The following is a 23512-nucleotide window of genomic DNA, read 5'->3' on the forward strand; positions in this document are numbered from 1 at the left end:
ATTATTACATGAGTCTTGCTGAGAAACTGGCGCAGGAACGGCGCGCGCGATTGGCTGCTGAGCGGCTGTTGCATCTGAAACAGGCCGAGCTCTCTGCCGCCAACCGCAAACTGGGGCGTCATGCCATCGCTCTGACACGTCAGATCGATGAGACTCAAGCCGAGGTTGCGACGGTCCGCGACGAAAACGAAAAGGTCAAATCCGATCTGACCGTAGCCAATGCCAAGATAGAGGTGGCTGAACGTCGCCTTTGGCACTCGATCCAGACCATCCCCGACGGGTTTGCATTTTTCGATGGCAACAACACACTGATCGGTGCCAATGCCGCTTACCTTAGCGTTTTCGATGGGCTAGAAGAAGTCGCACCGGGGATCAGCTATCCGCGTATTCTTGAGATTCTGACCCATGAAGGGATCGTGGATATCGGCGCGGAAAAGATCGCGGATTGGCAGGCCCGTATGCTCGCACGCTGGGCGCAACCGCACCCCGAACCTCAAGTGATCCAGCTGTGGAACGGCCAGTATATCCGGTTGATCGATCAGCGGGGCCACGGCGGCGACGTGCTGAGCCTTGCGCTGAACATCACCGCCTCGGTCCGGCATGAGGCCGAGCTGAACGCCGCGCGCGAACGGGCCGAGGCGGCCAACCGTGCCAAGTCCGCGTTTCTGGCCAACATGAGCCATGAGATTCGCACACCAATGAATGGCATCGTTGGCATGACTGAATTGCTGACCGAAACACCGATGAACGAAGAACAAAGGCTCTATGTAAGCACAATTCGCTATTCGGGAGAGGCGCTGCTGGTCATCATCAACGATGTTCTCGACTATTCCAAGATCGAGGCTGACAAGCTGACGTTGCACCCCGAGCAGTTCGATCTTGAGCGCTGTATCCTAGAGGTCGCGATGCTGTTGCAGCCCAGTGTGCGCGACAAGGGCCTGACATTGCTGGTGGATTATGATCTGTTCCTGCCGACGCTCTTTGTAGGTGATCCGGGACGGATTCGTCAGATTCTGACCAACCTCGTGGGGAACGCGGTGAAGTTTACCGCACAAGGCCATGTATTGATCCGTGTGACAGGCGTACCAGACATGACCACAGAAAGCTGCGATATCCACGTGGCCATCGAGGATACGGGCATCGGGATTGAGGCTGACAAGGTCCCGCACATCTTTGGTGAATTCAATCAGGTCGAGGATGCGCAAAACCGCCAGTTCGAAGGCACGGGTCTGGGGCTGGCGATCACCAAGCGTCTGATCTCGATGATGGGCGGTGCCGTTTGGGTCGAAAGCGATGCGGGCAAAGGATCTTGCTTCGGTTTCCGCATATCGTTGCCCACTTCTGAAGGTCCGCAACCTGTTCCACCCGATTTGGCGGGGCAATTGGGGCGTGTTTTGGTGGTCGAAGATATGGCCGTCAACCGTGCAATCCTGACCAAGCAATTAGACCGCCTCGGCTCTCAGGCGCTGACCTGTTCGACGGGGGCCGAGGCGCTGTCTGCAATGGACAAAACCATTGGTCTGGTCCTGTGCGATCACGATCTGCCAGACATGGATGGGTTGGAGCTTGCCACCACTCTGCGTGACAAAGGATGGGGTGATCTGCCAATCGTAGTGATGTCGGCCAATCCCGGTTTGATCCACGCCGATCCGGCCCATCGGCTCATTAACGGTGTGTTGCAAACACCCATCCCCCGCGCCGAGCTGTATTCGCGGCTGATGGCGCTGGGCGCGCCTGTTTTCAAGCCGGATCGCAGCGACGACTGCGCCTCTAATCTCGAGACTAATGCACAAGTTCCGCAGGAGCAGAGGCTGATGCGGGTTCTGGCAGCCGAAGACAATCGAACCAATCAGCTGATCCTTCGAAAGATGACCAAGGACCTGAACATCGATTTGAAATTCGTCTCCAACGGGTTGGAGGCGGTCGAAACCTTCGCCAGCTTTGATCCGGATCTGATCTTCATGGATATCTCGATGCCGAAGATGGATGGCAAAGATGCGACAGGTGAAATCCGGCGACGCGAGATCGGAACAGATCGCCATGTTCCCATCGTGGCCCTGACGGCCCATGCCATGACAGGGGATGACCAGGGGATACTGGCGGCGGGGCTTGACTATTACCTGACCAAACCGTTGCACAAGAAACTGATCCACAAGATGATACTGGAACATCGGCCTGCTGAGGCTCGTGCGGTCGGTGCAGGCAGTGAAGGCACAGCATAGGATCGATTGATGTCAGATGAGCGCGGTTTTCGCCCCCGAGGATTGGGTGAGATTGCAATTCGCTGCGCCGATATGGCGGCAATGGTGCAATTCTATGAGAAGGTGATCGGGTTGCAGCGGCTGCAAGGCGACCATAACAGCGCCATCACCTTTTTTCGGATCGCCGAAGGGTTCGGCGGGCATACACAGGTGCTGGCCCTGTTTCACCAATCAGTTGGCTCTGAGCGTGGACCAGAGCAGACTGGCGAGACAGTGCCGGTAACAGGGGGCGCTTCGGCCCTGCACCATATCGCGCTGTCGGTGCCCTTTGCCGAGCAGGACGCGGTCATGCGCTGGTACGACCAAATCGGGCAGCCCTATCGGGTTGAGCATTTCGGCTGGATCGGCTGGCGCGGCATCTTCACTCAAGACCCCGAGGGGAACACGGTGGAACTTGTGGCTTACGATCCTTCGATGCTTGATCAGGCCTGATAGGGGCGTACAAACACGGGTTTGTCGTCTTCCGACAGATCGACCCGGTATTCGTACCCGCCGCTATCAAAATCCAGCAGGCCTTTGGGGTCGGTCAGTCGATGTTGAATGATGTACCGGGCCATCGCACCACGCGCCTTCTTTGCAAAGAAGCTGACGATCTTGGGGGTGCCGCCCTTGTCCTCCATGAATACCGGGGTCACAACGGGCAGCTTCAGCGCTTTCAGGTCGACTGCGCTGAAATATTCCTGGCTGGCGCAGTTCACCAGAACTTTGCTGCCAGCCTCAGCAGCTTGGGCGTTCAGCGCCTTGCTCAGCTGATCGCGCCAGTATTCATAAAGGTTTTTGCCACGTCGGGTTTTCAGTTTGCTGCCCATCTCAAGCCGATAGGCCTGAATGGCATCCAGTGGGCGCAATACACCATAAAGCCCAGATAGGATGCGCAAATGATCTTGTGCCCAGGCCATTTCGTCGGCGTCCAGCGATGCGGCCTCAAGCCCCTGATAGGTATCGCCTGCAAAGGCCAAAGCGGCAGGGCGCGTTGCATCTGCTTCCGGCGCGTCTGAAAATACACGGTACCTGTCCCGATTCAGGCGGGCCAAGTCGTCGCTCAGGTCCATCAGCTTTTTCAGATCGCCCAAGGTCAGGTTGCGGGCGGTCTTCGACAAGCGGATCGCGTCATCCTGAAAATCGGGTTGGGTCACTTGGACGTTTCGTTCTGCCCAATCCAGCCGCTTGGCCGGGGAAATCACTACCAGCATATCCGCCCTCGTTTCTCGCCTGCTCAGGCGTATCTAGCCCGCTTGCTGCAGCACGTCCAGAAACGCCGCGCCAAACCTTTCGTGACGACGGTCGCCCAGAACTTGCTCCATCGCTCTTGGATCATCCGGGCGCAATTGCGCCACCTTGGCCAGTTGCGATGCCGAACAGCTCAGTGGTTTGTCGATCCCGTCGGGGCCTCGCGACAATTGTGATTGAACCTCAAGCAACTGATCGTAGATGTCGCCCTGATCGCGGCCGGCAAGCTTGCGCCGTGCCGGGTGCAGCTCTTCTACCGCGCCGATCAGCACCTCAAGGAAGGTCGCACCATAGCGCTCCAACTTTTTTGCCCCAATGCCGCTAATCCGGGCCATATCGTCCAGATTTGCGGGTCGGGACTCCGCCATTTCGATCAGGGTGCGATCTGGAAAGATGACATAGGCCGGAACCCGCGCAGCCTCGGCCAGTGCGCGCCGCTTGGCCTTGAGCGCCGAGAGCAGCGGTGCGTCTTCCTCGGACACCATCGCCTTGACTGCGGGACGACGGGTGGCTTTGCGGATCGTGTCTTTACGTAGGTCAATCTGCGCCTCACCCTTCAGGATCGGTTTGGCGGTTTGTGTTATGCGCAAGGCACCGTGGCGCTCGGGGTCAGGGCGGACCAGATCATGGCCCATCATCTGCCGGAAAATCGCCTGCCATTGCGGGCGCGACCAGTCCTTGCCGATGCCGTAGGTTGACAGGTTGTCGTGTCGCCGCGCGCGGATTTTGTCGGTCTCATTGGCCAGCAGGATGTCGATCAGATGACCCGCGCCGAACCATTCTTCTGTGCGCAGAATAGCGGACAGGGCCATGCGAACCGGCGTGGTGCCATCGAACACTTCAGGAGGACTGTCGCAAAGATCGCATTTGCCGCAAGGTTCGATCTGTTCTCCGAAATATCCCAGCAGGGTCTGGCGGCGGCATTTTAGGGCTTCGGCCAATCCAAGCAACGCATTCAGGCGTGCATGATCCGCCATCCGCCGTTCAGGTGGGGCCAGCCCTTCGTCGATCTGAGAGCGTCGCAGTCGGATATCGTCAGGGCCAAACAACGTAAGGGTTTCGGCAGGACCACCATCGCGCCCGGCACGACCGATTTCCTGATAGTAAGCTTCGATCGATTTAGGCAGGTCCGCATGAGCAACCCAGCGGATGTCGGGCTTATCGATGCCCATGCCAAACGCGACAGTGGCGACGACGATCAGCCCATCCTCGCGCGCAAAGCGGGTCTCGACGATGCGGCGATCTTCGGCCTCCATCCCGCCGTGATAGTGGCAGGCCGAATGCCCTTCGGCGCGCAGGGCTTGCGCAAGCACTTCGGTCTTGTTGCGGGTGCCGCAATAGACGATGCCGGATTGGGACTTTCGGGCTGCAGCGAAATCGAGGACTTGTTTGCGCGGTCCATCCTTGGCCGCAAAGGCCAGATGGATATTGGGTCTGTCAAACCCGCGCAGGAATTTACGCGGCTCAACACCGTCGAACAGCTTTTCGACGATCTCTTCCTGCGTTTCCGCATCCGCTGTTGCTGTAAAAGCGGCCAACGGTACATTTAGCGTGCGACGCAGCTCTCCGATCCGCAGGTAATCAGGGCGAAAATCATGGCCCCATTGGCTAACACAATGCGCCTCGTCCACGGCAATCAGATTGACGTTGATCCGACGTAGCATTCCCAGTGCAGACCCTGCAGCCAGCCGTTCCGGCGCCATATAAAGCAGCTTGAGCCGACCACCCTCTAAAGCATCCCAAACGGCATCAGTTTCCTCAGGTGTATTGCCCGAGGTGAGCGCGCCTGCCTCGACACCGGCCTCTTGCAGCCCACGTACCTGATCGCGCATCAGGGCGATGAGCGGAGATATCACCACAGTTACCCCGTCGCGCAACAGTGCAGGCAATTGAAAACAAAGGGATTTACCACCACCCGTGGGCATGATGGCCAGCACGTTTTCGCCCGCGGTCACGGCATCGACAATCTCTTCCTGCCCGGGGCGGAAGTCGTCGAATCCAAAGACGTCTCGCAACAAGGGTGCGGAGTCGAACATGCGCCGGAGGGTCCTGTATTAAGGTTTGTCTGCTCTTAAGACAGGACCATCACATACTAAGATTCGGTGAACAAGAGGTCAGTAGAAATAGACCGCATTGTTGATCAGGATGATCCGCAGGGCATAGACCCCGATCAGCACGACAAGAGGCGTCAGATCCAGACCGCCCATGTTGGGCAGGATGCGACGGATGGGGCTATAAATCGGTTCTAATATCCGGTTCAGCCCATACCAGATTTGCGCCACCAGTTGCTGGTGCAGGTTAAGAACCTGAAAGTTGATCAGCCAACTCATGATCACATGGGCAAGAATAATGAACCAGACAATGTCTAGGATCAAAAGCAGGATTTGGATCAGCGACAGCATGGGCACTCCGTTCGTCAATTGCCCAGAGACCTAAGCGCGCCTGCGCCAAAGAGCAAGTCTGCAGCAACACAACGCTTGCGAATTACCACAAAGCCCCCTCTTATGAATTCAACAAGAACAGGGGCAGAAATGGCGGAAATTTCCAAGCGCAAGCGCATCTGGGGCTGGTGGTTTTTTGATTGGGCTTCGCAGCCCTATCACACCTTGCTGGTGACCTTTGTATTTGGCCCCTATTTCGTAAGTGTTGCTGCACAGTATTATCTGACATCAGGTCTGGTGGAGGAGGCTGCCAAGGCGCAGGCGCAGGTTATCTGGGCGAACGGCATGACCATTATCGGGCTGATCATTGCCTTTGGCGCGCCATTACTTGGCGCGATGGCAGATGTCTCAGGACGGCGTATCCCTTGGATATTTGGATTTTCGCTGATGTACGCGGTGGGATCCGCGGCGCTTTGGTACACGATGCCTGATGGCTCGAATATGTGGCTGATGATTTCGGCCTTTGGGCTGGGCTTTGTGGGGGCCGAATATGCGCTCATCTTCATCAATTCTCAGCTGCCTGATTTGGGGGATGACAGTGAGGTCGGTGAGATCTCGGGATCAGGTTTTGCGTTTGGCTATTTCGGAGGACTGCTGTCGCTGGCGATTATGCTGGCGCTTTTCGTCGAGCAGCCCAATGGCAAAACCCTGATCGGGATAGACCCGATGTTCGGTCTGGATGCGGCAACGCAGGAAGGTACTCGGTTTGTCGGGCCCTTCACAGCCGGGTGGTTCATCCTGTTCATGGTGCCGTATTTTCTTTGGGTCAGGGACGACCCGATTACTGATAAACAAGGCAGCGTGGGCGAAGCCTTGCGGTTGCTGGGAAAATCCGTCGCTGCCTTGCGTCATCGGGTGAGCCTGGCGACATATCTTGGGTCGTCGATGTTCTACCGCGATGCTCTGAACGGGCTATATACCTTTGGTGGAACATACGCTGCGCTGGTCCTGGAATGGGATATCGTCAAGATCGGTGTGTTCGGGATTGTCAGCGTACTGGCTTCGGCCATCTTCGCATGGGTCGGCGGTAAGATGGATCGGAAATACGGCCCTAAACCAGTGATACTGGTCGCCATATGGGTTTTGATCTTTGTCTGCCTGACGGTTGTGTCGATGGATCGAACACAGATTTACGGAATTTCATTGCCCGAAGGCTCTGGCTTGCCGGATATGGCGTTTTTCGGATGCGGAATTCTGATCGGCGGTATGGGAGGCATCCTGCAATCGGCCAGCCGATCTATGATGGTGCGCCATACTGATCCCGCCACCCCGGTTGAAAGTTTTGGGCTTTATGGGCTTTCGGGTCGGGCAACGGCCTTTGCAGCGCCGCTTTTGATCGGAATAGCAACGGCAGTGACCGGTAGTGCAAGACTGGGGGTGTCACCGATCATTCTGTTGTTTATTCTAGGACTAGTCCTGATGCGCTGGGTGAAACCGGAAGGGGATCAGAGCAGATGATTTTATTACGTTTTTTAGCCGTCTTAACGGTGATGACACTGGCAGGCACGGCGGGTGCGCAACCGCTGGCCAAGCAATTGTTCGGGGCCCAGAAGGTGGGGTCTCAGCAAAAATCAGCGGCTTTCGGCAGTTATTCGCGCGGGTGCGCTGCAGGGTCGGTGCAATTGCCCGAAACTGGGCCAACATGGCAGGCGATGCGCCTGTCCCGCAATCGCAACTGGGGGCATCCGCAGGCGATCGACTATGTCCAGGATCTCAGTCGGTTTGCAGCCAAGCAACCGGGGTGGAATGGTCTCTATATTGGCGATATCAGCCAACCACGGGGCGGGCCAATGACCTCTGGCCATCGCTCTCACCAATTAGGGCTGGATATCGACATATGGATGCTGCCGGGCGACAACATGCGCCTTAGCCGTAAAGCGCGCGAGAATATCTCGTCCATATCCTTACGCCGCGCGAACGGCGCCTATGTCAACGGCAACTGGACCAAGCAGCATCATGCGGTGTTGCGCGAAGCCGCCAAGGACAAGCGCGTTGCCCGGATCTTTGTGTTCCCTGGTGCCAAGGTGCAGATGTGCAATGACGAGAAGGGCAACAAAGCCTATCTGCGTAAAATCCGACCGTGGTGGGGGCATCACTATCATTTTCATGTGCGTCTGAAATGCCCAAGGGGATCGAAAGGCTGCGTCAATCAGGATCCACCTCCCAAGGGCGATGGCTGTGCAGAAGCGGAACAATGGGTCCGCAATATCCTCAACCCGCCTCCACCCGACCCAAATGCGCCTCCACCAAAGAAACGACGAGAATACCGTCTGGCTGACTTGCCCCAGCAATGTACCGCTGTTTTGCAAGCCAACTGATATTAGCGCTGCTGCTAACAGGGCAGGTTTGGGCAGTCGAGCTAAAGCGGGCTTCGTTGCTGGATACTTACGTCTGGCGCAACACTTCTGATTGGTTTGGTGGATTTTCGGCGATTCACATCGCAGAAGGCGGCGAACGTTTGATCGCGATCAGTGACCGGTCAAGGCTGATCACAGCGCGGGTCAATCGGGACGGTGATAAGATCATCGGTATCGAAATTCTCGGGCAATGGCCAATCCTGTCTAGCAACGGGCGCGTCCTGAAGGGACGGGCAGGGGATTCCGAAGGGATTGCGGTTGCCTCGGATGAAAGTATCTACATCTCGTTCGAAGGTGTTCACCGCATCGCACATTATACGGCGCACAACACAAATACACGGGTTCTGCCGCGTCCACGAGAGTTTCTGAATTTGGACCGCAACGGGTCATTCGAAGCGCTGGCGATCGACAATCTGGGACGGCTTTATACACTGACTGAAAAAAGCAGAACCCTTCGCGGGGATATCCCGATCTATCGGTGGGATGGCAGCCGCTGGTCAACGCCCTTTGTTCTGCCCGCGCGCGGAAAGTTCCTACCAGTTGCCGCTGAATTCGGTCCTGACGGGAGGTTTTATGTACTTGAGCGTGCCGTTGCATTCATTGGCTTTCGAACGCGCCTGCGTCGATGGGAGATTGTCAATGATGCCCCTCAGTCCGAAGAAGTGTTACTTGAAACCGGCACCGGACTTCACGACAACCTCGAAGGATTGTCGATCTGGCGCGACGGTCAGATGCGTTTGCGCGCTACGATGATCTCGGACGACAACTTTCTGGCACTGCAACGGACAGAAGTGGTTGAATACCTGTTGCCCGATTGACAGGTCGTTATCAAAGGTCTAAACGCACGGCCTGCCTTGGGATGAGCCTGGGGCCAAGTCGCCGCTACCTTGTCAAAACGGGCATCTGAAAATGCAACGCAGCTTTATTCCCGGCATCATTGCCATGGCCGCCATTGTCGTGGCCTCAAACATCCTGGTCCAGTTCCTCATCTTTGATGGGCTGTTGACCTGGGGTGCTTTCACTTATCCGCTGGCCTTCCTGGTCACGGACATCATGAATCGCGTCTATGGCGTAGGTCCAGCCCGCAAGGTCGTGTTTGCCGGTTTTGTCACCGGTATCATCTGCTCGCTGATCGGCAGCCAGATCATGCTGCAGGGTGACGGCTTCACCTATGCCGCCGTACCGCTGCGGATTGCCGTCGCCTCGGGCACCGCGTTCCTGATCGCACAACTGACCGATGTCACCGTGTTCAATTCACTGCGTGGCGGACGCTGGTGGCGCGCACCGCTGGTCTCGACGCTGGTTGGGTCTGCACTGGACACCGCGCTGTTCTTCACCATCGCCTTCTCGGCTTCGGTCACCTTCTTTGGTGCCAATGCTGACGCTGCGATAAGTTGGGCGTGGGAGCCTGTGCCATTCATGCTGTCTGGCCCGATGGCGCCGCTCTGGGTGACACTGGCTTTCGCAGATTGGCTTGTGAAACTGTCACTGGCTTTGATCGCGTTGATTCCGTTCAAAGTGATCGTTGCCCGCTTGACCGCTGCACAGCCCGCGTAAAAAAGTTCTTTGAGATTGGCACAAGTTGTGTCACGCTCCTTTCTAACCGCAACAGATAGAAAAGGAGGTGATCCAGTGTCGAGAAAGAGATTGGAGAGAGGTGTCGGAACAACCGGGGGGATCGCCTGTTAAGGCAGCCCTTGGCGGAGCGCTCGCTCCGGCTGGTCGATTGATCTAACCGACCCCACCTCCTGAACTTTCGAAGGGCCGTCCCACCGGGGCGGCCCTTTCTGTTTTTACCTGTGCCTAGTATGGTCTGACCCATGTTGCGCATCAACGACGATATCACCCTGCAAGACTGGGAAATGACGGAAAGCTTTGTGCGGTCTTCTGGTCCGGGTGGGCAGAACGTGAACAAGGTATCGACAGCGGTTGAATTGCGGTTCGAAGCAGCGCGCTCACCCTCCTTGCCCGACCCGGTCAAAAATCGATTGAAACGTATAGCTGGGCGGCGATGGACAAAGGACGGAGCGATTGTCATCCAATGCGAAGAAACCCGTTCCCAGGCCCGCAACCGCGAGATTGCGCGCGCCCGGCTGGGGGAACTGATTGCCCGCGCCTTGGTCAAACCCAAGCGTAGGATTGCAACGAAACCGACCTATGGCTCGGTCAAGCGTCGATTGGCAGCCAAAAAAGCACGCGGCGATGTAAAGGCGCTGCGGGGCAAAGTGTCCGAAGAATGAACTGGCATCTCGGCTCTTGGTTGATAGTCTGACCCGCAACAAGGGCAGGAGGGCAACAACATGAGGCTGGAGGGTAAAACCGCAATCGTGACCGGTGGTGCATCTGGGTTCGGTGCGGGAATTGTGCAAAAGTTCCTTTCCGAAGGTGCCCGCGTTATGATTGCCGATATCAATGGCAATGCCGCCCGCGATATGGCCGCTGTATTGGGCCAGGATGCCATTTCTCAGCACGTTGACGTCTCGGATGTGGACTCTGTTCAGGCCATGGCTGATGTCGTACACAGTGTTTTCGGATCGCTTGATGTACTGGTGAACAATGCGGGCGTGACTCATATGCCAACGCCACTGGAAGACGTCCGCGAAGCTGACTTCGACCGGGTTTTTGCAGTGAACATGAAATCTGTCTACCTGACAGCGCGCGCCTTTGTGCCGGGCATGAAGGCGCGCGGTATTGGCGCGATCCTTAACGTGGCCTCAACAGCAGGTCTGTCGCCGCGCCCCAATCTGAACTGGTATAACGCGTCCAAAGGTTGGATGATCACGGCAACAAAAACGATGGCGGTGGAACTCGCCCCATCGGGCGTGCGTGTCAATGCGATCTGTCCGGTGGCAGGAGAAACGCCTCTGCTGAAATCCTTCATGGGCGAAGACACACCGGAAATTCGCGCCAAGTTCCTCTCGACCATCCCGCTGGGCCGCTTTTCGACCCCTGAAGACATGGCCAACGCCGCCTGTTTCCTGTGCTCGGACGAGGCCAGCATGATCACAGGCACCGCGCTTGAGGTGGATGGGGGCCGATGCATCTGATCCGCTCTTCATCTGGCCATAAATGTCCCCGCCGGAGGCAGCGCGCCGCGGCGCGCTTTTCTGCCCAACATCAGAGGTTTCGATGACACCCGGCCCCAAAAACCTGATTACCGATGTCCCGGGCCTGAAGGTCGGCAATGCGCAGGATGATGTGTTGAAATCGGGCACAACCGTCTTGACTGCGGATCACCCTTTCACCGCTTCGGTGCATGTTATGGGTGGGGCGCCGGGCACGCGTGAAACCGATCTCTTGGCGGCCGACAAATCCGTTGACCGGGTTGATGCGATTGCGCTTTCCGGTGGCTCGGCCTTTGGGCTGGATGCCTGTTCGGGTGTATCCGATGCCTTGCGCGCAGAGGGGCGCGGTTTTGTAGCTGGTTCGGCCATCGTCCCGATTGTGCCGGGGGCGATTCTGTTCGATTTGCTTAATGGCGGAGATAAGGACTGGGTCGAAAACCCCTATCGAGCGCTGGGGAATGCGGCATATCTGAACGCCTCACCAGAATTTGAACTGGGGACTGCCGGGGCCGGAACCGGCGCATTGGCGGCAATGCATAAGGGAGGACTGGGCTCGGCCTCGATAGTACTTGAGGATGGAACAACTGTTGGTGCACTGGTTGCAGCCAACCCGCTGGGCAGTGTGAGTACGCCGGGAGATCGCCATTTTTGGGCGGCTCCATTCGAGATCGGTTCCGAGTTTGGCGGGCATGGTCCGGATCCGGCCTCGGATCTTGGCCGCATCCACACCAGCCGCAAGGCGGAGGCTATGAAACCAGCCCAGCCAGATCGGACAAACACAACCATTGCTATCGTTGCAACCGATGCTGCACTGACCAAACCGCAATGCCAGCGAATGGCGGTGGCTGCCCATGATGGCATCGCCCGCGCCATTGTTCCCGCGCACACGCCCGGCGATGGAGATCTTGTATTTGGCCTCAGCACAGCTGCCCGTGAAGTTGAGGCCGAAGCAATGGCGATGATCGGCCACGCGGCCTCAATCTGTCTGGCGCGGGCGATTGCGCGCGCGGTCTATTTGGCCTCACCCAGCGCAGGCGATCTTCTGCCCTGCTGGTCTGCCGTACATGACTTAAGTTAAGGACGAACTAGTCTCTGCTGTGACACAGTGCCCTCGCGCGGCAATCTGCGCGTTGACTCTCTGCTGCGCCAAAGGTCCTTTCTGTGCAGCCAATTCGTATCGGAGCAAAAGCTATGAATCGTATCCTTGCCACCGCAATTGCTGGTCTGCTGGCCCTTCCCGCCTATGCTGAAGGTGACGCCGAAGCTGGCAAGAAAGCCTTTAACAAATGCAAATCCTGTCACCTGATCGCTGATCCCGCCGGTGAAGTGATCGTCAAAGGCGGCAAGACCGGACCGAACCTCTATGGTGTTGCGGGTCGTACCGCCGGCACTGTCGAAGGGTTCAAATACGGCGACAGCATTGTTGAAGCGGGTGAAAACGGCTTGGTCTGGGATGAAGAGACTTTTGTTTCTTACGCCCAGGACCCCAAAGCGTTTCTGAAAGATTATCTGGGTGAAACCTCGGCCAAGTCAAAAATGACCTTTAAACTGAAAAAGGGCGCTGAAGACGTTTACGCTTATATCGTGAGCGTTTCGGGCGAATAACCAGGCTCGTCTATATCATGTAAAATAGTGCAAAAGGCCGCAGCCCCTGCGGCCTTTCGTGCGGTTGAATGATGCCTCCATCGGCGTCACTTTGGATAAAAACCGGCATGACTTTGAGCGCCGGGATTCGCCAACAGGAGACGACAGATGGGAATCATGATCCCGGCCTGGGTTGAAGGCGAACTGACCCCCGTTGACAAGCTTGAGGCACACGAGAAAGGCCTCAAGCACAAGGCCGTATCGGTCTTCGTTGTGCGCGGAACCGAGATATTGCTGCAGCGCAGGGCGATGGGCAAATATCACACGCCGGGTCTTTGGGCGAATACCTGCTGCACACATCCAGATTGGGAAGAAAGCGCTTCGCATTGCGCGGTACGTCGTTTGCGCGAGGAGTTGGGCATAACCGGGCTATATCCTGAATATCGCCACAAGCTTGAATATCACGCCGACGTTGGCAATGGCATGGTTGAGAACGAGGTGGTCGATGTCTTTCTGGCGCACGTGCGTGGACCATTGAAAATCGAGCCTAATCCTGACGAAGTGATGGATATTCGTTGGGTCGACTATCACGATCTGCTGGCTGAGGTGAAACGGCACCCGAACCGCTTTACGCCATGGCTCAAGATTTATCTGCACAACCACGCGGATACGATCTTTGGGCCTGACTTGATTATCTCAGCCAAATCGTAACCCTGTCTTGCAAGGCGCTCGCAAGCGGAATACATCAACGCGTCATGGCCAAGCAGAAGCAGAAAACTGACCCGAATTACAAAGTGATCGCCGAAAACCGGCGTGCGCGCTTCGATTACGCGATCGAAGACGATATCGAGTGCGGCATCGTACTGGAAGGGTCCGAGGTCAAATCTCTGCGCGCGGGCGGGTCGAACATTGCTGAAAGCTATGCGTCGGTTGATGGCGGAGAGCTGTGGCTGATCAACAGCTATATCGCGCCCTATGAACAGGCGAAGGTCTTCAAACACGAAGAACGCCGCCGCCGTAAGCTGTTGGTGTCGCGCAAGGAGTTGGCAAACCTGTGGAACGCGACTCAGCGCAAGGGTATGACGCTGGTGCCGTTGGTGCTGTACTTCAACCACAAAGGCCGGGCGAAGCTGAAGATCGGCATCGCCAAGGGTAAGAAGCTACACGATAAGCGCGAAACACAGGCCAAACGCGACTGGTCACGCCAGAAACAGCGTCTGATGAAGGACCACAGCTAGAACGCCATGGTCGCCTGAACGGCCCGTTGCCAGCGCGCATAGGCCGCGTCTCGGTCGGCCTCGGCCTTCTGAGGTTCAAACCGACAGTCAAGATCCCAGGTTTCGGCGAATCCTGCCTGATCCGGGTAGACACCTGCTTTCATTCCAGCCAGCCATGCGGCACCCAGCGCGGTGGTTTCCTGCATCACCGGGCGGTCAACGGGCGCGCCCAGAATGTCCGAAAGCCCCTGCATGGCCCAGTCCGATGCGCTCATCCCGCCATCGACGCGCAGGATCACGTCAGCCTCGGCCCCCCAATCGCCCTGCATTGCGTGCCATAGGTCGCGGGTTTGGAACGCGATGCTTTCCAACGTGGCGCGCGTGATTTCGGCGCGGCCGGAATTGCGGGTCAGGCCAAAGATTGCGCCGCGGCAATCGGGTTTCCAATAGGGCGCACCGAGCCCGGTAAAGGCAGGCACAAGGACAACATGTTGGTTTGGATCAGCTTGCGCGGCCAGTTCACCGCTTTGCGGTGCGGCTTCGATGATTTGCAACGCATCGCGCAGCCATTGCACTGCCGCACCGGCGATGAAGATCGAGCCCTCAAGCGCATAAGTTTTCTGCCCGTCCAGCTGATAGGCAATGGTGGTCAGCAGGCGGTTCTTCGATTCAACCGGCTGCGCACCGGTATTGAGCAGCGCGAAACATCCCGTGCCGTAGGTGGATTTCATCATGCCCGGCTGGAAACAGGCCTGCCCGATGGTGGCAGCCTGTTGATCCCCTGCCACGCCGAGAATCGGGATTTCACTACCAAACAGGGATGTTGATCCGAAATCTGCGGCACAATCCCGCACATCGGGCAACAAGGCCTGGGGGATGTCCAGCAAGTCACAAATCTCGCTGCTCCATTCCCCCTTGTGAATGTCGAATAGCAATGTACGAGCGGCGTTGGTGGCGTCGGTGGCGTGCATGCGCCCTTCGGTCAGTCGCCAGATCAGGAAGGTGTCGATTGTGCCGAACAGCAGCTCTCCCGCGGCGGCACGGTCGCGCGCGCCTGGCACGGTATCCAGAAGCCATTTGACCTTTGTGCCCGAGAAATAAGGGTCCAGCAGCAGCCCCGTCTGGGCGGTCACGTCATCTTCGCACCCCGCTTTGCGAAGACGTTCGCAAATTTCAGCAGTGCGCCGGTCTTGCCAGACAATCGCGTTGTGAATCGGGGCACCGGTCGCGCGATCCCAGATAACTGTGGTTTCGCGTTGATTGGTGATCCCAATTCCGGCGATCTGGCTGGCGGCAACACCCGTGGTTTCCATCACCTTCCGGCAAACGGTCAGGACGCTGTCCCAGATTTCTTCGGCATCATGTTCGACCCAGCCTTCCTGCGGGAAATGCTGCGTAAACTCGTGCTGCGCAGTGCCGACGCGCTGCAATTGCGCGTCGAACAGGATCGCACGAGACGATGTGGTGCCCTGATCGATTGCCAGAATATAGGTCATGCCTGCGCCCCTCCCGCATTGGTTTTGCGGGACTTTAGCGCAAACAATGCCAAACGTGCCAGAGGGGAAATCAGACCTTTGACACCGGCAGATTATCGATCAGCCGCACGCCTTCAAGCATGGTCGCCGCGAACAAGCGCGCCGGGCGGTCGGCGTGGGCTAGCGGGTCCAGCGTATCGGCACAGCGGAGTTGGAGATATTCCACCTCAGCGAAACCGGCGGCCAGCAGTTCAGCCTGGGCTTGCGTCACCAGCGAGTTGAACGCCTCACCATTCTCCAGAGCCTGAACAAGTGCGCGCATGATGCGATGTTTTTTAGCCGCAATTACCAACCCCCGATCTGACAGTCTCTGGTTGCGCGAAGACATGGCAAGACCCGAGGGCTCTCGTACCGTCGGGCAACCAATCACCTTGATCGGAATATCCAGATCGCGGGCCATCCGTCGGACGATCATAAGCTGCTGATAGTCTTTTTCCCCAAAATAGGCTCGATCCGCCTGCGTTTGCAGGAACAGTTTAGCGACAACGGTCGCCACGCCATCGAAATGACCCGGGCGGAATTCACCCTCCATTGTGTCAGTCAGGCCCGAGACCGAGACTGTGGTGGCGAATCCCTCGGGATAGATCTCCTGAGGGTCGGGTACGTAAATCGCATCAACGTCATAAGGGGCCAGCTTTTCCGCGTCTTCCTGTTCGGTGCGTGGATAGTTGGCAAGGTCTTCTGGGTTGTTGAACTGTTTGGGGTTCACGAAGATTGTCACGACCACCCGGTCGCAATCCGCCTTGGCGGCTTCGGCCAGTGACAGATGTCCTTGATGCAGCGCGCCCATGGTCGGAACGACTCCGATCACTTCGCCCTTTTGGCGCCATTCACGCGTCGGTGCACGCAAATCCGCCAGACGACGCAGAATAGGCGCGGTCATGACTTGGACCCTTTTGAAGGGGTCTGATCTGCAAAGACATGTTCGTCTGCCGGAAAGCTGCGGGCTCGAACCTCGGCTGCGTATTCTGCAATTGCTGCTTCGGCCAGCGGGCCAAGATCGGCATAGCGTTTGACGAATTTTGGTTTGAAAGCAGTGAAAAAGCCCAGCATGTCGTCTACCACCAGAATTTGTCCATCACACCCGGCCGAAGCACCAATGCCGATGGTGGGGATCGCAATCTGGGACGTGATCCGGTCAGCCAAGCTTTGCGGAACCTTCTCTAACACGACGGAAAACGCACCGGCCTCGGCAACGGCACGGGCGTCGGCCAGTACGGCATCGGCCTGTTTGTCGCGCCCCTGTACCTTGTAGCCGCCCAGCGTGTTGATTGATTGCGGTGTCAAACCGATATGCGCCATCACCGGGATGCCGCGTTTGACGAGAAAACGAATGGTTTCGGCCATCTCCACGCCGCCTTCCAGCTTGACCGCGCCTGCACCGGTTTCGGACATTAAGCGGGCCGCGTTGCGGAAGGCCTGCGCCGGGTCGTGTTCGTAACTGGCGAAAGGCATGTCTATCACCATCATGGCTCTGTCCAGCCCGCGGGCGACGGCCTGACCGTGCATAATCATCATGTCCATTGTGACCCCGAGGGTCGAGGTCAACCCGTGCAGCACCATGCCGACGCTGTCACCGACCAGAACAAAGTCGCAATGCGCATCCATCAACCGCGCCATCGGCGTCGTGTAGGCAGTCAGCGAGACCAGAGGTTCAGTGCCTTTCCGGGCGCGGATATCCTCAGCGTTCGGGGCTTTCTTGTGGGCGGTGGCGCTCATGATCACTCCTCGCAGGGTTCATGTTGCAGTGCGGCATAGCAGATGCGGCAGATGCAAAGAAACCCCGGTTGCGCCAACAATCCCTTGATTGACCCGGGGTTTCTGGCAGGATCGGTCTCAGAACGATCCGTAGTCAGCGGAATAGTCGTATAATGTGGGGAGAGATTTTCATGACAAAGCAGCGCTTTCGCTCATTCGCGTCGGCCTTGGCCCTAGGTGCCAGCCTGTTTGCCACGCAGGCTCTGGCTAAATCCGACATCACCATCGCCATGCAGCTAGAGCCGCCGCATCTGGATCCAACCAGCGCCGCCGCTCAGGCAATCGATTCGGTTGTCTACACCAACATCTTCGAAGGTCTGACCCGCTTTATGGGCGATGGATCGGTTGTTCCGGGGTTGGCTGAAAGCTGGGAGATTTCGGATGACGGCACGGTCTATACATTCAAACTGCGCGATGGCGTGACTTTTCATGACGGTACTACGATGGATGCCGAGGACGTCAAATTCAGCCTCGACCGGGCGACTGCGGAAGACAGCGCCAATGCACAAAAGGCTCTGTTTGCTGGGATTGAGACTGTCGAAGTTGTGGATCCTCTGACCGTTCAGGTGACGTTGAAGGAACCGAACGGTAATTTCCTCTTCAACCTTGCCTGGGGTGACGCGGTCATCGTTGCGCCGGAAAGTATCGAGAATATTAAGACCAACCCGGTTGGCACGGGTGCGTTCACCTTTGCCGATTGGGTGCAAGGGGACAGCATCACCCTGAATCGAAATCCCGACTATTGGGGCGATCAGCCCGCGTTAGAGACTGCAACGTTCAAATTTATTTCGGACCCGACCGCCGCATTCGCCGCCATGATGGCCGAGGATGTGGACGTGTTCGACAACTTCCCTGCGCCCGAGAACCTGCCTCAGTTCGAGGCCGATCCGCGCTTTCGGGTCCTTGTCGGCTCGACTGAGGGTGAGACAATCCTATCGACCAACAACAAACAAGAACCCTTTGACGATATACTCGTGCGGCAGGCCCTAGCCCATGCCATCGATCGGCAAGCCATCATCGACGGCGCGATGTTCGGTTATGGCACGCCCATCGGCACCCATTTCGCGCCGCACAACCCGGCTTATGTCGATCTGACTGGTAATTCGGCCTACGACCCTGAGAAAGCTAAGGCTCTTCTTGCCGAGGCCGGATATCCCGACGGGTTCGAGACTACTCTGCACCTGCCGCCACCCTCTTACGCTCGGCGCGGGGGTGAGATCATCGCTGCTCAGCTCGCCGAGATCGGCATCAAAGCCGAAATCATCAATGTGGAATGGGCGCAATGGCTGGAAAGCGTGTTCAAAGGTAAGGAGTTTGGCCTGACCATTGTCAGCCACACCGAGCCGATGGATATCGGTATCTATGCGCGGCCTGACTATTATTTCCAATATGACAGCACCGATTTTCAGGCTTTGATGGACACTCTGAATTCCACCACCGACCCTGATGAACGCGCTCGTCTGTTGGGAGAAGCGCAGCGCCTGATCGCAACCGATTACGTTAATGGGTATCTGTTTCAGCTTGCCAAGCTCGGGGTTGCCAAGGCGGGTGTTCAGGGTCTGTGGGAAAACGCACCCACCGCAGCGATCGACCTGACTGCCATCAGCTGGGACGAATAGACCCTAGGGAGGTCCGTGCATGGTCAAGTCAATCTTCGTCGCTCTTACCCTCGCGGCGCAGATCGCTATTACACCTGTTGCTCGGGCCGACTCATCGCTTGGCCAGGCGGTTGAATTGTGGCTGCAAGGCGACGATGAGCAGGCCCTGCCCATGCTGGCAGAGCTTGCCGCTGAAGGTGACGTAGAAGCGCGCTTGTTACTGGGTCGGATCGAAACATTGGATCTGGGGCCGTCGCCATATCGTCAATCGCTGGGACCCAAACAGTCGCGAAAGCTTTTTCGCCAGAAAGATTGGTCGGCCTTTGGGCAGTCGTGGTTAACGGTCGAGGCACGCGCTGGAAACGAGTTGGCGCAAACCTTACTCCAGGCCAAGCATCCGAACCCCGATCTTGACCTGATCGCAAAACTCAACGCTCTTGGTGAGCATCAGGCCACGGATTATCCAACACGCATCGTGGCTCTGTATGGTAACGCCAGCATGCGTGAGACGTTGCAGGCCAACGATCAAGTCATGCAGGCCTTGAAACCCTACTTGGCCTACCTGTCCCAAACTCCAGAACCACGCGGAGACGGGCTTGCGGCGTTGCGTCATATTCAATCTGATCCGGTCGACGCAAGTTCGGACCAGGCGCTGGGTATGGCGGGTCTGCTGGCGCTTGGGTTAGGGTACGGCGATATCTCACCGGACAACCCGTGGCGTCAATCGGTAGAGAACTGGCTGATGTCTTCTGAAGCAACACACCCCATTGCGCAAATTTGCAATCAGCAATGTGCCGATGACGCACCGGCCTGCGCTTTTGCGTTTTTGGCACTGACGGGCGGGTACTTCGAGGTCATCCGTATCGACAGTCCGCTTGAAACGGTGATCCCACAAAATGAATTTCTGGATAGCCCACGCGCCCGACTGATGGTCCTGCGCCGCGCGGCGCTGGCTCGCACTGAAACTAATCTTGAATGGCTGTCAGAGACTGAGCCCGCCGCCAATCTCTCGGCCTGTGCGATCAAACTGGTCAACGACGAGCGGCAGGCCTACGAGTAGATGCTGGACCCCCGCAACCCAGACACTTAACCTGTTACCAATGCTACGTTATGCCCTCAAACGCCTGCTGTCGCTGATCCTGAGTCTGGCCGTCGCATCGGTTGTCATCTTCGCGGTGATCGAGATTGCGCCCGGTGATCCGGCGTCGTTCATGCTGGGTGTGAACGCGCAGGCAGACACTTTGGCTGCCCTGCGGGCTGAATTGGGCCTCGATGTCTCCAAAGTCGAACGGTATTTCAACTGGGTCGGCGGGATGCTGGTTGGGGATTTCGGCACATCCTACACTTATCGCACGCCGGTGTCGCAGATGATTACGGATCGACTATGGGTGTCGTTGCCACTGGCGTTGTACGCGCTGACCCTGTCCACGCTTATTGCGTTTCCCGCTGGTATCTATGCAGCGGCACGGCGTGGCAAACCGGGTGACTTGGCTGTAATGGGCGCAACGCAGCTCGGGATAGCAGTGCCGAACTTCTGGTTTGCAATGATGCTGGTGCTGATCTTTGCGATCAATCTGCGCTGGTTCAATGCCGGCGGGTTCGCGGGTTGGGAAAACGGCGTCTGGACCGGCCTGCATTCTCTGACCCTGCCTGCGATCGCCCTAGCCCTGCCACAGGCGGCTATTCTTGCGCGGGTCATGCGATCGGCATTGCTGGACATTCTGGCCGAGGATTTTATGCGTACTGCCCGCGCCAAGGGCCTGTCACGCCGTCAGGCACTGTGGCGACACGGGGTGCGGAATGCTCTGATTCCTGTGCTGACGATCATCGGGCTCCAATTTTCCTTCCTGCTGGCAGGCTCAATCATCATCGAACAGGTTTTCTATCTGCCAGGCCTCGGACGGCTGGTGTTTCAGGCGATTTCTGCACGTGACCTGATCGTAGTGGAATCGGTCGTCATGTTGCTGGTCTTCGCCGTCATCATGGTGAACTTTTTGGTCGATTTGGCCTATGCCGCCGTCGATCCAAGACTGAGGAGCAGGACATGAGCCGCAACCTGATCCTTGGTGCCGCACTGTCCTCGCTGGTGCTTCTGGCGGCGCTCGTATCGTTTGTCTGGACGCCATATGACCATGCCGCGCTCAATATTCCGGCCAAGCTGCAACCGCCAAACGCGCAACACTGGTTCGGCACCGATCATTTCGGGCGCGACATGTTCTCGATGATCATGGTCGGCGCTCGTACCTCGATTGCGGTAGCGTTGGTGGCCGTCGGGATCGGCATGGCGCTGGGCGTCCCCTTGGGCCTGACCGCTGCCGCGCGCAAAGGATCGTGGCTGGACGAAGTCATCATGCGCGGCAACGATCTGGTCTTTGCATTCCCCTCTCTTGTCATCGCCATTCTGATCACCGCTGTCTTTGGTGCCGGGGCCATCAACGCGATCATCGCCATTGGTATCTTCAACATCCCTGTCTTTGCGCGGATCACCCGAGGTGCGGCCCTGTCGCTGTGGGAGCGCGAGTTCATCCTCGCCGCCCGCGTGTCAGGCAAAGGGGCGGCACGCATATCGGCTGAACACATCCTGCCCAATGTCGCCAATCTGCTGATCGTTCAGGGAACGATTCAATTCTCTCTGGGTATTCTGGCCGAGGCCGGGCTGTCTTATGTCGGCCTGGGCGCGCAACCGCCCACACCAAGCTGGGGCAGAATGCTGGCCGACGCGCAGACTATGGTCAGTTTTGCCCCGCATTTGGCTCTGATTCCGGGTTTGGCGATCATCGTGACGGTTCTAGGTCTGAACCTTCTGGGTGATGGCTTGCGCGACTGGTTGGACCCTCGGATACGGGTGGCCCGCGCATGAGCCTTTTGCAGATCAAGAACCTCTCAGTGGCCATCCATGGCACACCGATTTTAAAGCAGATTAACCTGTCAATTGTCCCTGGGCAGATCGTGGCTGTGACCGGTGAAAGCGGTTCGGGCAAATCCATGACCGCCCTTGCCGTGATGCAGTTGCTGCCCAGCGGGGCTGATGCGGAAGGGGTGCTGCAGCTTGACGGTCAGAACCTGCTGAATCAGTCAGAAGCAGAGATGTGCGCCCTGCGGGGTGCCGCGATCGGAATGGTTTTCCAAGAACCGATGACTGCCTTGAACCCGGTCAAGACAATTGGCGATCAGGTGATGGAGACCATCCTGATCCACAAGACCATGCCCCCCGCCCAGGCGCGCGAACGGGCCGAAGAGGTTTTGGCGCGGGTCGGATTGCCCACCGACCGGTTCCCTATGACACGCTTTCCGCACGAGCTGTCGGGTGGACAGCGTCAGCGTGTGGTGATCGCCATGGCGATTGCGTTGCGCCCCCGGTTACTGATCGCTGATGAGCCGACAACGGCGCTGGACGTGACGACGCAGGCACAAATCCTCGACTTGCTCAAAGGACTGGTGACGGAATACGGCATGGGTCTGCTGATGATCACCCATGATTTGGCAGTGGTTGCTGGCATGGCGGATCAGATCGTAGTTATGCGGCATGGCGAGGTGGTTGAAACCGGCGTAACTGAACATCTGCTACGCCATATGCAACACCCCTATACCCGCATGCTGTTCGAGGCTTCGGGGCATCAGGTCAACCTGCCGGTAGCCCCAGAGCCACGACCATTGCTGGAAGTCGACAAAGTGGTTCGGGACTACCGCCTGCCCAGAAAGCGCTTGTTCGATGCACCTGGCCATCACCGGGCCGTCGATCAGGTTAGCTTTACGCTGAACCGAGGGGAACGATTGGGGTTGGTTGGTGAGTCCGGCTGTGGAAAATCGACCCTAACACGGGCTATATTGGGTCTCGAAGAGGTGCAACAAGGCCGAATATCTCTGGATGGTCAGCCTGTATTTACAGGCCATAAACCCAATCTTGCAGTACGTCGCAAGATGCAGGTGGTGTTTCAGGACCCCTACGGCAGTTTCAATCCGCGCCACAGGGTTACGCGTCTGATCACCGAGCCGTTTCACCTACTCGAAACCCCGCCAACCGGGTCCGAACGGCAGGATCGCATCGCCGAAATGCTTACTGCGGTTGGCCTCAGTCCGGATGACTCAAGCAGGTATATCCACGAGTTTTCGGGCGGGCAACGCCAACGGATCGCCATCGCCCGTGCGCTGATCATCCAGCCCGAGTTGATCCTGTTCGATGAGGCTGTCTCGGCCCTCGATGTCTCGGTACGCGCCCAGATCCTCGATCTTTTGGTCGAGCTTTGTGAGACCTACGATCTGACATATCTGTTTATCAGCCACGATCTGAGTGTGGTTCGTACGATCACCGACCGCGTGCTCGTGATGCAGGCCGGCAAGATTGTCGAGCAGGGTGAAACCGAGCAGGTATTTACCAGGCCACAGCACCCTTACACGCGAACGCTAATCGATGCAGCGCCCAGTCTGCCAGAGATCGGACAGGGGGCTGCGTGATCCATAAGTGC

23 protein-coding genes are annotated in these 23512 nt (G+C 57.5%); 17 read left to right on the plus strand and 6 right to left on the minus strand.

Annotated features, from left to right (window positions below):
• Positions 1 to 8 precede the first annotated feature (8 nt).
• Positions 9 to 2222, plus strand: a complete 2214-nt coding sequence (locus ACR3EJ_RS05180) for a response regulator (RefSeq protein ID WP_170542026.1) — start codon at positions 9 to 11, stop codon at positions 2220 to 2222.
• Between the two features lie 9 nt (positions 2223 to 2231).
• A complete protein-coding gene (locus ACR3EJ_RS05185; RefSeq protein ID WP_010438409.1) occupies positions 2232 to 2693 on the plus strand; it encodes a VOC family protein in 462 nt (153 codons plus the stop codon).
• Here ACR3EJ_RS05185 and yaaA read toward each other — a convergent pair.
• The 3 genes from yaaA to ACR3EJ_RS05200 all read right to left on the minus strand — a co-directional run bounded on the left by yaaA (position 2684) and on the right by ACR3EJ_RS05200 (position 5893).
• Entirely contained in the window at positions 2684 to 3454 is a 771-nt protein-coding gene (gene yaaA, locus ACR3EJ_RS05190) for a peroxide stress protein YaaA (protein WP_170542023.1), read from the minus strand. The two genes, ACR3EJ_RS05185 and yaaA, sit on opposite strands and share 10 nt — an antisense overlap.
• 33 nt (positions 3455 to 3487) lie before the next feature.
• A complete protein-coding gene (gene recQ / locus ACR3EJ_RS05195; RefSeq protein ID WP_170542020.1) occupies positions 3488 to 5527 on the minus strand; it encodes a DNA helicase RecQ in 2040 nt (679 codons plus the stop codon).
• Between the two features lie 78 nt (positions 5528 to 5605).
• A complete protein-coding gene (locus ACR3EJ_RS05200) occupies positions 5606 to 5893 on the minus strand; it encodes a YggT family protein (RefSeq protein ID WP_010438415.1) in 288 nt (95 codons plus the stop codon).
• 102 nt (positions 5894 to 5995) lie between these two features.
• On the opposite strand from ACR3EJ_RS05200, the gene ACR3EJ_RS05205 reads away from it, so the two are divergent.
• From ACR3EJ_RS05205 to smpB, 10 genes are all read left to right on the plus strand, one after another.
• Positions 5996 to 7390 carry an MFS transporter gene (locus ACR3EJ_RS05205; RefSeq protein ID WP_480422806.1) on the plus strand — a complete coding sequence of 465 codons (1395 nt, stop codon included), beginning with the start codon at positions 5996 to 5998 and terminating at the stop codon, positions 7388 to 7390.
• Complete coding sequence (mepA, locus tag ACR3EJ_RS05210) at positions 7387 to 8250, plus strand: penicillin-insensitive murein endopeptidase (protein ID WP_170542014.1); 864 nt, start codon at positions 7387 to 7389, stop codon at positions 8248 to 8250. The genes ACR3EJ_RS05205 and mepA overlap by 4 nt, the downstream gene beginning before the upstream one ends.
• Positions 8223 to 9107: an esterase-like activity of phytase family protein gene (locus ACR3EJ_RS05215; protein ID WP_170542011.1), complete on the plus strand. Its 885-nt coding sequence runs from the start codon at positions 8223 to 8225 to the stop codon at positions 9105 to 9107. The genes mepA and ACR3EJ_RS05215 overlap by 28 nt, the downstream gene beginning before the upstream one ends.
• Positions 9108 to 9198: 91 nt before the next feature.
• Positions 9199 to 9846, plus strand: a complete 648-nt coding sequence (locus tag ACR3EJ_RS05220) for a queuosine precursor transporter (RefSeq protein ID WP_010438419.1) — start codon at positions 9199 to 9201, stop codon at positions 9844 to 9846.
• 263 nt (positions 9847 to 10109) lie between these two features.
• Positions 10110 to 10529: an alternative ribosome rescue aminoacyl-tRNA hydrolase ArfB gene (gene arfB, locus ACR3EJ_RS05225; RefSeq protein ID WP_170471545.1), complete on the plus strand. Its 420-nt coding sequence runs from the start codon at positions 10110 to 10112 to the stop codon at positions 10527 to 10529.
• A 60-nt stretch (positions 10530 to 10589) separates the two neighbouring features.
• Entirely contained in the window at positions 10590 to 11336 is a 747-nt protein-coding gene (locus tag ACR3EJ_RS05230) for an SDR family oxidoreductase (protein WP_170542008.1), read from the plus strand.
• A gap of 82 nt (positions 11337 to 11418) precedes the next feature.
• Entirely contained in the window at positions 11419 to 12432 is a 1014-nt protein-coding gene (locus tag ACR3EJ_RS05235) for a P1 family peptidase (protein ID WP_170542005.1), read from the plus strand.
• A gap of 113 nt (positions 12433 to 12545) precedes the next feature.
• On the plus strand, positions 12546 to 12959 hold the full coding sequence (locus ACR3EJ_RS05240) for a c-type cytochrome (RefSeq protein WP_010438429.1): 414 nt from the start codon (positions 12546 to 12548) through the stop codon (positions 12957 to 12959).
• Between the two features lie 147 nt (positions 12960 to 13106).
• Complete coding sequence (idi, locus tag ACR3EJ_RS05245) at positions 13107 to 13649, plus strand: isopentenyl-diphosphate Delta-isomerase (RefSeq protein ID WP_170471553.1); 543 nt, start codon at positions 13107 to 13109, stop codon at positions 13647 to 13649.
• 44 nt (positions 13650 to 13693) lie between these two features.
• Positions 13694 to 14176, plus strand: a complete 483-nt coding sequence (smpB, locus tag ACR3EJ_RS05250; protein ID WP_170542002.1) for an SsrA-binding protein SmpB — start codon at positions 13694 to 13696, stop codon at positions 14174 to 14176.
• On the opposite strand, the gene glpK is transcribed toward smpB, so the two are convergent.
• From glpK to panB, 3 genes are all read right to left on the minus strand, one after another.
• A complete protein-coding gene (glpK, locus tag ACR3EJ_RS05255; protein ID WP_170541999.1) occupies positions 14173 to 15651 on the minus strand; it encodes a glycerol kinase GlpK in 1479 nt (492 codons plus the stop codon). The genes smpB and glpK overlap by 4 nt on opposite strands.
• 70 nt (positions 15652 to 15721) lie before the next feature.
• Complete coding sequence (gene panC, locus ACR3EJ_RS05260; protein WP_170541996.1) at positions 15722 to 16573, minus strand: pantoate--beta-alanine ligase; 852 nt, start codon at positions 16571 to 16573, stop codon at positions 15722 to 15724.
• Positions 16570 to 17409: a 3-methyl-2-oxobutanoate hydroxymethyltransferase gene (gene panB, locus ACR3EJ_RS05265; protein WP_170541991.1), complete on the minus strand. Its 840-nt coding sequence runs from the start codon at positions 17407 to 17409 to the stop codon at positions 16570 to 16572. Before panB ends, panC begins: the two co-directional genes overlap by 4 nt.
• A gap of 170 nt (positions 17410 to 17579) precedes the next feature.
• Between panB and ACR3EJ_RS05270 the strand changes: the two genes are divergently transcribed.
• From ACR3EJ_RS05270 to ACR3EJ_RS05290, 5 genes are read left to right on the plus strand one after another with little or no spacing between them, the layout of a single operon-like run.
• A complete protein-coding gene (locus tag ACR3EJ_RS05270; protein WP_170541988.1) occupies positions 17580 to 19067 on the plus strand; it encodes an ABC transporter substrate-binding protein in 1488 nt (495 codons plus the stop codon).
• Between the two features lie 19 nt (positions 19068 to 19086).
• On the plus strand, positions 19087 to 20106 hold the full coding sequence (locus ACR3EJ_RS05275; protein ID WP_170541985.1) for a hypothetical protein: 1020 nt from the start codon (positions 19087 to 19089) through the stop codon (positions 20104 to 20106).
• 40 nt (positions 20107 to 20146) lie between these two features.
• Positions 20147 to 21094: an ABC transporter permease gene (locus tag ACR3EJ_RS05280; RefSeq protein WP_170471567.1), complete on the plus strand. Its 948-nt coding sequence runs from the start codon at positions 20147 to 20149 to the stop codon at positions 21092 to 21094.
• Positions 21091 to 21906 (plus strand): ABC transporter permease, encoded by an 816-nt coding sequence (locus ACR3EJ_RS05285; RefSeq protein ID WP_170541983.1) that lies wholly within the window; start codon positions 21091 to 21093, stop codon positions 21904 to 21906. Before ACR3EJ_RS05280 ends, ACR3EJ_RS05285 begins: the two co-directional genes overlap by 4 nt.
• A complete protein-coding gene (locus tag ACR3EJ_RS05290) occupies positions 21903 to 23501 on the plus strand; it encodes a dipeptide ABC transporter ATP-binding protein (RefSeq protein ID WP_170541980.1) in 1599 nt (532 codons plus the stop codon). The genes ACR3EJ_RS05285 and ACR3EJ_RS05290 overlap by 4 nt, the downstream gene beginning before the upstream one ends.
• Positions 23502 to 23512: the final 11 nt, after the last annotated feature.

The organism is Ruegeria sp. AB11 (assembly GCF_056536325.1).